Below are 14,942 nucleotides of genomic sequence, written 5' to 3'. Positions count from 1 at the left end.
TATAGAAAAAATGCACCACAACAACGATGACATTATTGCGATTTTCAATCGCTGCTTTCTTGAACATTACAATACCGAACTGATCCTCGGTGGTGATGAGCCTATTTACCTGCCTGCTGATGAGAGTAACCGTCATCATCGGGTGATTTTTGCCCGTGGTTATTTTGCTTCGGCGCTACACGAAATTGCTCATTGGTGTATTGCTGGCCCCAAGCGACGCTTGTTGGAAGACTATGGCTATTGGTATGAGCCTGACGGTCGCACGGCCGAAGTGCAGGCCGAGTTTGAAAAAGTCGAGATAAAGCCGCAAGCACTCGAGTGGATTTTGGCGGCCAGCTGTGGTTTTCGCTTTCAGGTCAGCTGTGATAATCTCAGTGGCAACTGTGAGCCGGATAGGTTTGGCTTTACCAACAAGGTACGCGGCCAAGTGTTGCAATATCTTGAATACGGTATTCCAGACAGGGCCAAGCAGCTGTCAGAGGCATTACGGGCCCATTATGGAATAGCGGTATTACAGCCTGAGATGTTTGAATAAAGCGGCATAGAGAACAACGTAGGCCACTAGCTAATAGCAACCAGCCAAAGAAAGAATATTATGATCCAGCAATACGAAGAAAAGTTGTTAACCTTGATTGACCAGATGGTAGAAACGGCCTCAGACGACGAACTGTTCGCTGGTGGTTACCTACGTGGACATATTTCGCTATCTGCCGCTCATTGTGAGCTGGAAGGTACATCGAGCATTGAAGTGATGGATGCCAAGGTCGTTGAAAGCATGGCTGATGCGCAGTCAGAGCTCAACCCGGCCGATCAGTTGATTGTCAAAGAAATGTGGCAACAGCTCCAGCTGCAAGCTAGGTAATAAACAATAAAAAAATCGGCATCTAGGTGCCGATTTTTTTGTATGGGTAATATAACGGGTCAATGATTAGCCCATGCCTATTTAACTGTTCGTACTTAAATACTTGCGCTTATAGTCTGACGAGCGAGCAAACACGATTGTCGGTAACACAACAAACAGTATGCCTGAAGCAAATGTCAGATTTTCATTCGCCAGCAATTGGTAGCAGCTGGTAATAAATACCGCTAGCACAATCAATAGGTTAGTGTAATGCATCAATGGGTGGTTCACCGAAAAGTGTGCATATGCCCTGAACATGCCCTTTCCCTCTTCTTTATCTTCTGTCGTCAAAAAAAATGAATTATTAATATTGTGATGTCAATATATTGACAATCTTGTTATTTACTTATGATAGCCGATAAACACCACTGGTGTATGTCACCGAAAATTATTTACGTACAATGTCACATAAATGAGACGACCCCATTATATATAACCTTAAATATTATGTGCGGAAGTGAATATAATAAAAAATATTCAACGGCTTAGCTGGAATGATGGCTTGCTTGGCGTGTCTGCATTTGATGTGTTTTGTGTGGGATAATTAAGGCAAATCAGGTGCTGTCTCACCGTTTTGCCTGATATTGCGATAGCGATGGCCAAGCAGATGTGCGCGTATGTCAGACGATTGACGCAGAGTGGGCATTGTCTCTCTTGCCCTTCGGTGCGGACCAAGTTGTCTCATGAAAGACACCAGGCCCCAGAGCCTTTAGCATCCCTGGCCTCTTGAGCGCCGGAGCGATGAGAAAAGAGGACCAGCTATTTGCACACTTCTTTTCGAGAGCACAATTTTTGAGTTGAATGATAAAAGAAAACCCCATCCAACTCTGGATGGGGTTTGTTGTTTTCGAGAAGGGGAACCTTATCTAGTTCATCGCTTTCTTGCCGTACCAAGGCGAGCGTGCATCGGTCACACTGTACAGCTCGTATTTGCGGTTCAGCATCTGGCCGCCGTCACGGGTCAGCGGTAGCCACGAAATCGTCGCGCGGTTGGTGCTCGGTTTCACCGTCATCACATCGAATGGAATCGACAGGTAGAAGCCCTTGTTGTAGCTGCCTTCACCAAATTCATCCGCCGACAGGTTGGTCTGGGCAACAAAGGCCCCGGCAATCACGCCGCTGTCAAACTGCTTGGAGAAGTCGACCGTCACCCCATAGTCTTCCGTTAGGTATTGACCGGCACTGACCTTAAACAAGGTATTCGGTAGCCATTCCCACTGTGGCTGATAGTACAGGGTCGCATGGCCCGTTGGCGCACCGGTTTGTACTCGGTAGTTACGGTTTGTGATAGGATCATACTGCACTTCTTCGGTGAAGAAGCCGAACTGTGAATCCGGATCACGCTGGACTACATAGTTCAAATCGACACCCAAGGCCCAGTTGCTGTTCTGCGGGCGGTACATCACCTCACCACCGACACCACCGAACATCATTTCCAGATAGCCGCCGTACGCTTGGGCGTACCAGTTATCTGTAATGCGATCCATCCAGGTCAGCTGGAGGTTATCCATCCGCACCGGGTTGTCATTAATATATTGACGCACCAGAGTACGGACACGTTTCAGATCGGTACCATCGGGCGGTACATCATAAAGGAACTTGTCGTAGTTATCGTAGATGTTGAAATACAACGAGCCGCCAAGCTCGAAGTTATCACTTAACCAGTAGTTGGCTCCGGCGGTGACACCGATATTGAACAGGTAGAAGTTTTCTGAACCCCCGATCGACTGCTGCCATACCGGGGCAAAGTTGATGTCCCAGTCTTTGTTGGACTTGGCATACAGTTGGCCTTCGGGCGCAGTGGGCTCACCAACGTCAGTCGCGTCACTGACTTTAGGATCGAAATACTCGACATTGGCCACTTTGGTAAACTGCTCAGGATCGAATATCGTTTCGGTCATCGGTTGGCGGTTGGCGGTTTCGATAATCGTGTAGCTCTCAACATCGAGGTTCTGATTCGCTAAGATTGTCCCTGCACGCTCGTGAGCTTCATCGCGATCACGGTACTTGGTTTGCGGCGCAACCACGGTGATAGATTTCTTATCCGCATACAGTTTTGGATCTTCATAGCCCGCAATTTGGTGCAGATCCTGTGCTAACTGATTCCATTCGGCATTGCTGAGTTCATCGGCCGATTTTTTGTTATCTGCTTTCGGTTGGAAGTCAGGGGCTGGGTTATTGTACCAATTGGCCTTGAGGTCATTGACGTTGGTATTGAGGTTAAAGCCGAAGGTCCACGTCGTCCCGCGCTCGTAGCTTAAACGTAAGTCGCCCCAGTTGCCCAGTTTGTAGAGGGCACCATAGTTGAGCTTGCTGTCTTGTGACATATCAATGCCACCACGCGTGACTGGATAATCACTTGTATAATCATTACTGTCATATTCAGCTTTGAATCGCAGTGGTGCCCAAGGGCTTTGATATTCGACTCCACCGAACACGGCACTACAACCGGTAAACCAGCGCTCAAAATCCACACTGCCACCAGTACCTTTAAAGCCAGTATCACGTCCACAATCGTTACTCTGTGATTTATCACCAGAAAGGTTGGCACTATTACCGAGGTAGCCCCAGCCAACACCCAGGGTGAAATCAAACGGGCCAATGTGCTTACTGGCCGCAATGTACTCACCATCGAAAAGGCCAGTCCCGCCAAAATCACGGACTCCGATGGAGGTTTCAGGTATCCAGTAACTTTCTTCTAAAAGGCGAATTTTAAAGTCAATACCTTTATCGGTAAATTTTGTATTACCACTAAAATTAGGGTCTTCACTATAAAGTAAATCTTGCACTAAGGTGTAGCGAATGGTGGTTTCCAGCCATGGCATCAATTGCAGCGAGATGGTGTAATGGTGGTACTCGTCATTAAATGTACCCGCAACATTAATTTCACCCTCGCGAGCCACACGGCCTGAGGGCATTTGAATCAACCCAACACCACCGAAGTCCGTTTGTGAGGGGGTGAATGCGGGGTAGTCAAATGGATCTGCTTGGTTTTGGGCCTGGGCATAAAATACAGGTATCAAAGCGAGTGCAATGGCTGATAGCTTAATACCTGAAAAGGAAGTGTTTACAGCAGGTTTCATTACAGCGCCTTATTCCTTAGCAAGTTGATGATCTCATCATTGAGGGATTGATAGCCAGCAGGTAAGTTATTAAAGCCTAAATAGATGATGGCACCAGGTGCGATATCTTTGTGGCCTTTATTCCAATAAGCAATAGGGTGTTGCTCAATAACGCCGTCTGGCTGAATAACCGTCGCGATACTGTTGTCACCATAAGACGTAGTGCCAACTAGCTTTAAGTACTGACTTGCGCTTGAACGTGTCGCCCAGGGTTGCTCAGAATTGTGTTGTACGGCACCGAGCACCCAGACAGAGTCAGGGCGTGAGGGCAACACAAGGGTCATCGGTTCAGATACGAGTGGGTTAGATGCTTTATTAATACGTACCAAGTCGTAATCAAGTGGCGTAAATACACGCTCACCAATCTCAAACTGACTAAGCTGAGTGGCCAATTGTTGAAAGCCGCTATTTTCATCAGCGTCGACTAACTCAGAGACTTTTTCAAGTTGGCTAATCACGTTGGCTTTGTTGGGGTGCGGGAAGTGCTTATAAATCCCAGTCCCAGTCCAGTATATTGATTGTTCGGGTTCTTGTTGAGCTGTTGGTAACTGAGCTTTTGGTAGCAGCGACAAGTTTGCCACCGTGCCTATAAGGATTTGTTCAAGGCGTACCGGCTGTGGGTAGTAAAGCTGCAGATGTTCAGCTTGGTGACGACTGTTAAACACTTCAATGGTAAAAGCTGATGTTGGTGCTGTGTCTACCTTTTCGTTGTCGTTGGCTAAGACTTGCGGAGCAGCAAGCAAAGCGAGAGCCAATATAGCCGCTAAGGACTGTTGATATAAGTGTTCAAGTGAATAGACCATTATCTACTTCCCTATGCAAATGGCTTTAAAATAGTCAGCTCAATGTATGGCAGGTTAGGTGCTGGCTTTTGGCGAGATTTAATCACTTGGCCATTATTCGGGGAGAGCCAGTACTCATTTTGATAAGCGATATTGAGCTTTTCTACCGATACAGTTTCTACAAAATACAACACATCGACAGGTTGCTCATTAACCGTAACGACCTGTTTTCCTTGAGGCTCGAACTGTGAAAGGGCTTGATAGCCATAATGATAACCTGGTTGCCAATCGAGGGTATATTGCCAAACCGTCGGTGTGTCAGAAAGGTGTAAGCCTAAGGCTAGCGGGTCGGTAAAATCACTCTCAACAGCGACAAGGTTTCCTTGTGGCAGGTTCAAAGTTTTCACCAAACGGCCCGCTTGAGTGACTAACATACCTTTATCAGAAGAAAGCCATTTCAACTGCAGGTTTTTTTCTGTCTTTGTGCTGCTATCGTTGGGGTTCGATGTGAGGCTTGGCTTATCTTCGGCTAATGCGAGAACCATAAAGGCTTGTGGTCCGTCTTCTATCTGTGCGTAGAGGCTAGCATAGGGCAGTTGATTAATATCGGCAGCATTGAGGCTCGCGTCATCCTCACCCCAAAAAGCCAAGCTCATGGTGTCGTTAACGTCTTTAAAGTTCTGGCTGCAACCGGCAGTGAGGGAAACTAAGACGGTGAAGGCAATTAGGGCAAATAAAGACCATGAAGATCTTACTCGGTGATAATCCATTATGAGTGTGACTCCCTAAAAAGTGTACTGACAGAAATCAAAATACAAAACGCTATGATGAGAATAAAGAAAATAACCGCACAGATGTGCGGTTATGAGTAGATGTTTGCAGTTTTTATGCAAGTGACTTAGCTAATTTTCAATTATCCTTGTGCTGCAGAAACGGTAGTCGTGTTGTTGTTGCTACCACCAGAACTTGCTGCAGCAACACCTGCAACTGCAACTGCAGAAGCAACCGCAACGGTTGTTGCAGTAATACCGCCAGCAGCAGCAGCTGTAGCACCCGCAGTGCCGGCTGCTGCACCTGAAGTGGCTGTTGTAGTCGTAGCAGTTGTAGCTGCCGTCGAAGATGCACCTGTACCGCCAGTTGCACCAGCAGTCGAACCTGTTTCAGTTGCAGCAAAGGCTGTGCTTGCCATCGATAGAGCGGCAAGTAGCGCAAGTGTTTTTTTCATCCCATTCCCTTACTTGTAATCGAGAGTTTATAAAAAGGTTTCATAAAAAAACCTAAAACAAGCATTAGTTGCTCTCTATGCAATGATATGGCGATTAACATTTTTCCGCAATGTGTCTAGCTAGCTGTCATAAAAGTATTTTATTAATGGACTGTGCCCCTTCTGCCAGTAAAAGTGTCAAAACGTGACATGGGTGCAAATGTTAAATCGGTGTTTATGATGGCTGAGTGTTAGAAAGCGTGAAGGAAAGATGAAAACATCAAAATGGCTCTAAACTCTTTTTGAAAGTTTTTGATCTGAAGGTTAATTATTAAAAAACAGTGAATTAGGTTGGTGTTGGCTCGTTGTTATGTAATTAGGTTACAAAATTCATATTCCTATCAAAAAGGTTTCGGTGTAAACTGATCATCGCTTTTTTATGGTTGACGCCCATCATCAGAAGGGGGAGTTAGAAAATGACTTAAAAGTGGTTCTAGCTGCTTTTGACCATAAAAGCCTCAATATTGTCAATCTACGGTCATTGGGAACCATAACCTAAGGGCGGTAGCATATCTAAAAGCAAGCCATCTCATGGCGTTTGCATGAAAAATACGCTTAAGGGATAAGCTCCCTCACGGTAGTTGAAACAGTTATACCTACTGTAGCTGATTCTAACTATACCCTCATTCTAAAACTGGCCCTCTCATCAGGTTATTGTTTTTAATTTATACGTATAAAAAAATATGCATTTTACTAAGAAGCTTCTAATCAGCACCATGGCGACGGCTATGCTGGCGGGCTGTACAGTGCCTGGTTCACACTTGAGTGTAGACGACAAAACAGTTGTCTCGATAGGTGATGAACAAGCATTGTCACAACAAATCAATGTTTATCCGCTTACGGCTAGTCAGGTAAACCAGTTTAAAGCACCAAGAGTGTATTCACAGATGAATACCGCGCTCGATGCTGAAATTGCACGGTATCAATATCGTATTGGTCCGGGTGATATCTTGAATATCACCATTTGGGATCACCCGGAATTAACTATTCCGGCCGGTTCTTACCGTAGTTCGGCAGAGGCGGGTAACTGGGTACATAGTGACGGTACTATTTTCTACCCCTATATTGGCCATGTGAAAGTCGAGGGTAAAACCGTCACTGAAGTGCGCGATGTAATCGCCAAGCGCTTGGCGGAGTATATTGAAAGCCCTCAAGTCGATGTAAATGTTGCCTCATTCCGCTCGCAAAAGTCTTACATTACCGGTGAAGTAAATAAGCCCGGTCAGCAGCCGATTACCAATGTTCCATTAACGTTGCTCGATGCAGTGAATGTAGCTGGTGGCCTAGCTGAAGATGCAGACTGGCGTAATGTGACATTAACCCGCAATGGTAATGAAGAAATTATATCATTGTACGCCTTAATGCAACGTGGAGACTTAACTCAAAATCGCCTACTGCGCCCTGGTGATATTGTTCATATCCCACGTAATGACAATCAAAAAGTATTTGTTATGGGAGAGGTTAACGATCCCCAATTATTGAAAATTGACCGCGCGGGCATGAGCCTGACCGAAGCTTTGAGTAATGTGGGTGGTATTAACGAGCTTTCTGCTGATGCGACAGGTGTATTTGTTATTCGCAGTAATATTTCGGATAGTACTGGTGTTGATAACAATCAAAACTCATCCATTGCAGATGTCTATCAATTAAATATTAAAGATGCCTCGGCCTTGGTGATTGGTACTGAGTTTGATTTGCAGCCTTACGATATTGTTTATGTTACTGCTGCACCGCTTACTCGTTGGAATCGAGTAATGGCGCAGTTACTGCCAACCATTAACGGCTTTAACAACCTAACGGAAGGCGCGCTACGTGTTCGTAATTGGCCGTAAGAAATTACGACTTTAAGTACTTATTATTATTTAAATTAGTTATTGGGAAATTATGAGCGTTCCTCACAATACACAAGTTAAGCAAGATTTAGATGAAATCGAGCTGGGTAAACTGTTTGGTATATTAATTGATAATCGCTGGATGATAATTGCGGTTACATTTACCTTTGCACTTGTCGGCATCACTTACGCGTTGCTCGCGACACCGATTTATAAAGCCGATGCACTGATTCAGGTAGAACAGAAAAGTTCGGGTATGCCCGTGTTAGGGGATATGGGGGAATTTTTTGCTGGTGAATCGTCAGCGACAACAGAAATTGAGATCATTAAATCACGAATGATTTTGGGCAAAACGGTTGATAAGCTTAATTTGATGACGGTAGTGTCACCGAGTTATCTGCCTATAATTGGTAAAGGGTTGGCCCGGATCCAAGGTGATAATCGTGAATTAATTATCTCACGCTTTGAGATGCCAAATTATATTGGAGAGCCAGTATTTACCCTTAAGGTGGTGAATATTGAAACTGGTAGCTTTGAGTTTATCGATAACGATGAAAAGCCTGTACTTAGTGGTAGAGTGGGGGAATTGGCTCAAAAAGGAGACTTTAAACTGTTTGTTACCTCCATTAGTGGTGAAAGTGGAGATACATTTACCGTTACGAAACGCTCTCGACTTGATTCAATACTGTGGTTGCAGCAAAACTTAGTTGTTACTGAGCGAGGCAAGCAAACGGGTATTTTACAGTTGAGTTTCATAGGTGAAAACCGCAGAAAAATCGAAAAAATTCTAAATGATATTAGCCAGAATTACTTTTTGCAGAACGTAGCACGTAACTCGGCTGAGGCTGAGAATAGCCTTCAGTTTTTGCGTACTCATTTACCTGATATTAAAACGCAATTAACCGCCTCGGAAGACGCACTAAATCAGTTCCGTCAAGAAAATGAATCGATTGATTTAGGTCTTGAAGCTAAGTCAACGTTGGATGTAATGGTAACAATTGAAGCGCAAATTAATGAGCTAACTTTTAAAGAAAGTGAAATTTCGCAGCGTTTTACCAAAGAACATCCAGCCTATGTGGCATTGTTGGATAAACGCAAAACCTTACTAGGTGAGCGTGAGCGCCTAAACCAGCAAATTCAAAAGTTGCCGAAAACTCAACGTGAAGTGCTTCGCATGACTCGTGATGTTGAAGTAAATCAACAAATTTATGTTCAGCTGCTTAATAAAGTACAAGAATTAAATATTGTTAAAGCCAGTACTGTCGGTAATGTTAGAATATTAGATTCTGCTCAATCATTTACAAAACCAGTAAAGCCTAATAAGCCACTTATTGTCATAATGGCAACTATTCTAGGTGTTGCATTGGCTGTTGGTGTATCTTTATTACGTGCAGTCTTTCACCGTGGAGTTGAAAATCCAGATGAAATTGAAGCAATTGGTTTGCCTGTTTATGCGAGTATACCAATGTCAGACTGGCAGATTGAGCTAGAGAAAAAGCAGAAAAGTAAAAAAATGTTAACAGTGCACGATACTTTGCTCGCTGTTTCTAACCCTGCAGATTTATCAATAGAAGCATTACGGAGTCTTCGTACCAGCTTGCATTTTGCGATGATGGAGGCAAAAAATAATATATTAATGATATCTGGTCCAAGCCCTGGTATTGGTAAGTCCTTTGTCTCAGCTAATATGGCTGCTGTTGTTGCTAAGTCTGGCCAAAAAGTGTTGGTGATTGATGCTGATATGCGAAAGGGGCGGATGGAAAAACAGATGGCTGTTAGCCCTAAGCCTGGGCTTTCTGATTACTTGAGCGGCCAAGCAACGATTGAAAACTTAATTAAAGAACCTGGTGTTGATGATATGGACTTCATCGGCCGTGGTGAAGTACCTCCAAACCCATCAGAGTTGTTAATGCACCCTCGTTTTAAACAGCTAATGGACTGGGCTGCAGGTAATTATGATTTGGTCATAGTTGATACGCCACCTATTTTGGCTGTGACTGATCCTGCGATTGTTGGTGCGCATGCTGGTACCACTTTGCTTGTCGGTCGTTTTGGTCAAAATGCAGTAAAAGAGATAGAAGTGGCTAAACAGCGGTTCGAACAGAGTGGTATAGAAGTAAAAGGCTTTATTTTGAATGCTGTTGTAAGAAAAGCTAGTAATCATTATGGTGGAAACTACGGTTATTATAACTATAGTTATAATAATGAAACGAGTAAATAACGATGAAACAATTCATAAAATATGTCTCATCATTATGGTTAAGCTCGCTATTAACATCATTATTAGCATTTTCAATACAGGCCAGTTTAGCAAGAACGTTATCGCCTTCAGAACTAGGAGAGTTTAATGGAACGCTTTCATATCTTTTAGTTTTTGGAGCATTAGCAGGATTTGGCGTTGATAATGCTTTACTTAAAATATTTGGGAAGGGTAAAACATTTGGAAACAAGTTCGGTAAAAGTGTTGTAATTTATTCTATTTCCACTACTGTAATTAGTTTGCTTTTATTGGTGTTTTTTTCCACTTATATTTTTTCAGGTGTTAATAAAGATAACTTATTTATTCTTGCTCCTATTCTTATTTCTCTAGTCTCATTTAATGTGCGTTCTGCTGTTTTACAAGTAGAGCGGAGGTATCATGAACTTGCACTTTGGCAGATTATAAATAATGGAAGCAAGCTGTTTTTTATTCTTTTTATTTTTTCTGATTACGCTAAACCAGATGATATATATTACCTTTATTCATTGTCGTCATTAATGATATTTCTGATTTCAATTTCCTCATTTACAAAATTATATAAAGGAAAGGTATCAAACTATGAACCTGTAGCGATTGGTATTAGTCCTTATAGAGTCAAGAAAGTAGGCCTTTTATCAATTCCATTTGGATTAGCAGGTATTGCACATACAATATACTTCCAAAGTGATGTGTTTTTGTTGTCATATTTAAACTCATCTGAACTGGCTGGTTTCTATAGTATTTCTCTAAGCATAATAACGGCTGTTTATCTTTTTCCAGCCGTTATTTATCAAAAAATACTTCTGCCAAGAATTCATGAATGGTCAAATAATGATGGAAGAAAGATGCTGAATGTCTTTCAAGTTGGAAATGGAGTTATGTTGATAACTGGGTTTTTAGCTGCAATAGCCGTGTTTATATTAAGTGAACCAATAATTAAAATATTATTTGGCAGTTCTTATGAGGCGTCTATAAAGTATCTGAAGTTATTGTCAATATGCATACCATTAAGGTTTGTCATTTCAGGCTTCGGATCGGTGCTTTCAACGGGGAATTTAATTCGATATAAATTAATATGTATGATTGTTGTCGCAATATTTAATGCGGTTTTGAATGTTGTCTTTATTCCAGAGTATGGTGTATATGCAGCAATTACATCTACTGTTTTATCTGAAATTTTCCTCTTATTACTTTTTGTATTTACTGTGTTTTATAAACTTTTTGGTATGGATACTTTTAAAGGCTGGTTTTATTTTAGCCGAGGAACTCTGAATGTTTGATAAAATTAAAAATGTTGGCCGATGTATATTAGCTCTCTATGGTTTTTTTTATGACTGGATAAGGTATATTAAATATAATGGGTGGAAAAAAAACCTTAGCGATAAAAATTTTAGAAATTATTATATATCCAAAGTATATCATACCCTTGAAAAAAGTATGAGCTACAAAGAAAGACGCAAAGGTGCTGCATATAGTAATGCACTACTTTTATTAGATACTCTTTCTTACGTTGATGTTAATGATCCTGGTTTTCATGACTTAATTGCTGTTGAAGTATTAAGGAAGTTTTGTCAGTTAGAAGGAAATTCTGACGATATTCGTTTTATTGAAATAGAAAAAAAGATTCCATTACTAAAATCATCAAAATTTGAGTCAGGGGCAAGAAATTTATCTTTAGAGGAATTGTATGCTGGCAAGTTAGAAGACCCAGAGGCGTTTTTTAACTCTAGGTTTAGTTTGAGAGAGTATTCAACTGAGCCGGTAGCTGAAAAAGTGATATTTAGAGCGCTTGAATTAGCCCAAAAAACACCATCTTCCTGTAATATGCAAGGTTGGCATACTTATCTAATATCTGATCCATCAAAGCTAACTAAATCTTTAGATATTCAATCCGGTAATAGAGGCTTTGGACATAAAGTTAAAGGACTACTGATATTAGCTTGCGATCAAACACCATTTATATCTTCTTCAGAGAGATATCAGCATTGGATTGACGGGGGGCTTTACTCAATGTCTGTTGTATACGCATTTCATTCACTTGGTGTATCAAGTTGTTGCTTAAATTGGAGTGAAGACCCCAAAAGAGATATTTTGCTAAGAAGAGAGTTAGGCATTAAGGATGAGCACTCAATAATGATGATGCTGTCCTTTGGTTATCCAGAAAAAGAAAATAAAGTTTGTGTATCCCCGCGTCGCCCTCTGAATGAGTCAGTAACGGTAATATAAGAAATGTCAGATAAAAAAATTGGATTAATAACAATACACCGAGCTAATAATTATGGAGCATTTTTACAAGCTTTTGCAACCCAAGAATTTCTAAAGAAATTTGGTGATGTTGAAATAATTGATTATAAAAATTCTAAATTAGAAAGTAGCTTTGATTTAGTTAGAGTTAACTCATACTCTCTGCGAGGCTTGATGGGAATAATAAAAGATTTATTGCGGTTAGTTCCCCGAAGCAGAGTCATTAAAAAGTTCAAATTAGATATAAATGAAAAGTATAACTTATCAAAAAGATTAGATTTTAAAGAACTTGATTTTTATGCAAAAGAAAAATTTGACGTCTTAGTCTCTGGTAGCGACCAAATATGGAATCCGGTATGTGTCAGTAAAAATGATATGCTTGACCCTGTTTATTTACTTAACTTTGGAAAAGTTACCGCTAAGCGTATATCATATGCTTCATCTATGGGGGCATTTGAAGTAGATAATAAAAATCATCCTTTATTAGTGGAGTCTCTTAATAACTATAGTAGCATTTCCGTTAGAGAGATAGAGAGGAAAAAAGAGATTGAAAATTGGATTGATAAATCAGTTAGTCATGTATTAGACCCAACTCTCTTACTTAGTAGCTCTGAATGGTTAAGTAGATTTCCTCATAAATCACTACGAGTGAGTCAGCTTTCAAAGAAAAAATATATATTGTTTTATTCTGTTCCTAAAGTAAAGCAAACAAGAAGGGTGCTTGAATACTTTTCAAAGTTGACAGGATATGAGGTTGTTTCAATAGATCAAGATATCTATCCTTTTTATAAGGCAAAAAACAAACTTCGTGATGCTAGTATTGGTGAGTTTTTACATCTATTCAATAACGCAGAATATATAATAACAGATTCTTTTCATGGGGTTTGTTTTTCGTTGATTTTTCGGAAAAACTTTTTTGCGGTATCACCGGGCAAGCTATCAAATAGAATTGTCAGCTTACTAAGTGTTGTAGGCCTTACAGAGAGATTGATAAAAGGTGCAGATTGCATTAATAAAAATAATATAACAAGTATTGACTATAATTCAAATAACATCGAAGATAAGATTGAATTGGCTATAAATAATTCAAAATCTTTTTTAGAGTCTGCGTTTAAATAAATATGTCTAGTACTTTTTTTTGGAGTTGGATATCAATCCAACTCTTATTAATTTTATATGTAAACTATAAAAGTAAGAGTGTTATAAATGCTTTTACTCTATCTACCATTGTATACTTTGGTAGTTATGCATACCCTTATTTATATGTTCTTGGTTATACAGAAACATTATTTAATGAATCTCTTTTCTATTCTGACTTCGCATCATCGGCAATTTGGTCTTATTTTTGGTTTAAGAGCTCGTTAGATTTTGCCTATTTCCTGATGGCTAATTTTTACCAGAAAAGAAATAATATAATACATTATAATGATGTTTCTGAAGTGCTTAAATTAGAAAAAATCACACGTCTTTATAAAATGATTGGGGGGGGGGTTGTATTAACTCTGTATTTCTTATCATTTATTATGTTTATTATTGGTGCTGGTGGGATTAATGAGTTTCTATTTCCAGTATCTAGATTTAATTTTAGTAATGAAAAGATTGTAAATCTTGCATATATAATATCCTTACTTACATATTTTTATTCTTTACTTAGACATTACAATTATAGAAAGAATCATGTTTTGGTTATATTTGGTATGTTATATGTTCTTATATATCCAATGTCGCTTTCAGGTAGAGCTGTCGTCCTGCCTTTTGTTATGATGATTATTGCAGCTTATTTTTCAGATAATGGACTTGGTAAACTTAAATTATTATTTCTATTTTCTTTAATTTCAGCATTTTATATAAATGCTTTATATGTAAGAAATAATGGTGTGGGCATTGATAACTTCATTATTGGATTTGTTACAACTTATGAGGACATTCCATTTTTATTTGACTTCTTTTTTGCAACCGTATCAGGGTTTGCTACTACTACAGTAACACATTCCGGATTATTTGATGGAACTATAGATGTTATTCCAAATCCTATATTGTTTTTGATATATATATCACCTATACCGTCATTGTTCTTACCGACTGAGTTATTTGTACCATATCAGTCTTTAACACCTCATTTTGGCTTTAGTATAGGTATTAATTCAGATATAGTGAGCGAATCTATGTTATGGTTCGGTATGAATGGTGTCATTTTTATTGGTTTTATACTTGGATGGGTGACAAGATATGTTGATTGGAGAACGCTGTCTAAAGATATGATTGCAAAGTTGATTTTCTTTTCTTATACATATCTTATATTGATGTCTAATATTGCTTCTATGAGAGCATCGTCTAGATTTATCATCCTTTTCTTAACTTTTATTTTGCTTAGATGGATTCTTATTAAGTTTACGCGAATAACAAAAGGCTCTTAATGAAAGTTGCTATACATGCCGTCAATGTAAATACAGGTGGAGCATTGGTATTGCTCAATGAGTTACTTAGAGTAATATCAAATAAAAATATTGTAGTAGATGTTTATGTTCATACTAGTTTTAACATAACAAGCTTATATA

13 protein-coding genes are annotated in these 14,942 nt (G+C 40.0%); 8 read left to right on the top strand and 5 right to left on the bottom strand.

Annotated features, from left to right (window positions below; translation table 11 throughout):
• Positions 1-10 precede the first annotated feature (10 nt).
• Complete coding sequence (locus C9I99_RS24255) at positions 11-535, top strand: elongation factor P hydroxylase (protein ID WP_107351406.1); 525 nt, start codon at positions 11-13, stop codon at positions 533-535.
• 60 nt (positions 536-595) lie between these two features.
• On the top strand, positions 596-862 hold the full coding sequence (locus C9I99_RS24250) for a YfcL family protein (protein WP_107351405.1): 267 nt from the start codon (positions 596-598) through the stop codon (positions 860-862).
• A gap of 81 nt (positions 863-943) precedes the next feature.
• Here the strand turns inward: C9I99_RS24250 and C9I99_RS24245 are convergent, their stop codons facing one another.
• From C9I99_RS24245 to C9I99_RS24220, 5 genes are all read right to left on the bottom strand, one after another.
• A complete protein-coding gene (locus tag C9I99_RS24245) occupies positions 944-1,159 on the bottom strand; it encodes a hypothetical protein (RefSeq protein WP_107351404.1) in 216 nt (71 codons plus the stop codon).
• Positions 1,160-1,767: 608 nt separating this feature from the next.
• A complete protein-coding gene (locus C9I99_RS24235; RefSeq protein WP_107351402.1) occupies positions 1,768-3,984 on the bottom strand; it encodes a YjbH domain-containing protein in 2,217 nt (738 codons plus the stop codon).
• Positions 3,984-4,826 carry a capsule biosynthesis GfcC family protein gene (locus C9I99_RS24230; RefSeq protein ID WP_107351401.1) on the bottom strand — a complete coding sequence of 281 codons (843 nt, stop codon included), beginning with the start codon at positions 4,824-4,826 and terminating at the stop codon, positions 3,984-3,986. Before C9I99_RS24230 ends, C9I99_RS24235 begins: the two co-directional genes overlap by 1 nt.
• An 11-nt stretch (positions 4,827-4,837) precedes the next feature.
• On the bottom strand, positions 4,838-5,575 hold the full coding sequence (locus C9I99_RS24225; RefSeq protein WP_107351400.1) for a YjbF family lipoprotein: 738 nt from the start codon (positions 5,573-5,575) through the stop codon (positions 4,838-4,840).
• 143 nt (positions 5,576-5,718) lie between these two features.
• Positions 5,719-6,030 (bottom strand): hypothetical protein, encoded by a 312-nt coding sequence (locus C9I99_RS24220; protein WP_107351399.1) that lies wholly within the window; start codon positions 6,028-6,030, stop codon positions 5,719-5,721.
• 722 nt (positions 6,031-6,752) lie between these two features.
• On the opposite strand from C9I99_RS24220, the gene C9I99_RS24215 reads away from it, so the two are divergent.
• The 6 genes from C9I99_RS24215 to C9I99_RS24190 are packed head-to-tail and all read left to right on the top strand — an operon-like array spanning position 6,753 to position 14,801.
• A complete protein-coding gene (locus C9I99_RS24215; protein ID WP_107351398.1) occupies positions 6,753-7,901 on the top strand; it encodes a polysaccharide export protein in 1,149 nt (382 codons plus the stop codon).
• A gap of 52 nt (positions 7,902-7,953) precedes the next feature.
• Entirely contained in the window at positions 7,954-10,122 is a 2,169-nt protein-coding gene (locus tag C9I99_RS24210) for a polysaccharide biosynthesis tyrosine autokinase (protein ID WP_107351397.1), read from the top strand.
• Between the two features lie 2 nt (positions 10,123-10,124).
• Positions 10,125-11,420: an oligosaccharide flippase family protein gene (locus tag C9I99_RS24205; RefSeq protein WP_107351396.1), complete on the top strand. Its 1,296-nt coding sequence runs from the start codon at positions 10,125-10,127 to the stop codon at positions 11,418-11,420.
• Positions 11,413-12,366, top strand: a complete 954-nt coding sequence (locus tag C9I99_RS24200) for a nitroreductase family protein (protein ID WP_107351395.1) — start codon at positions 11,413-11,415, stop codon at positions 12,364-12,366. Before C9I99_RS24205 ends, C9I99_RS24200 begins: the two co-directional genes overlap by 8 nt.
• Positions 12,367-12,369: 3 nt before the next feature.
• Positions 12,370-13,503, top strand: a complete 1,134-nt coding sequence (locus tag C9I99_RS24195; RefSeq protein WP_107351394.1) for a polysaccharide pyruvyl transferase family protein — start codon at positions 12,370-12,372, stop codon at positions 13,501-13,503.
• Between the two features lie 2 nt (positions 13,504-13,505).
• Complete coding sequence (locus C9I99_RS24190) at positions 13,506-14,801, top strand: O-antigen polymerase (RefSeq protein ID WP_107351393.1); 1,296 nt, start codon at positions 13,506-13,508, stop codon at positions 14,799-14,801.
• The last annotated feature ends 141 nt before the right edge of the window (positions 14,802-14,942 follow it).

Source organism: Photobacterium lutimaris (genome assembly GCF_003025555.1).
GTDB lineage: Bacteria > Pseudomonadota > Gammaproteobacteria > Enterobacterales > Vibrionaceae > Photobacterium > Photobacterium lutimaris.
Note: the sequence above shows the minus strand (reverse complement) of the source record. Positions and strands in the feature narration are given on the sequence as shown.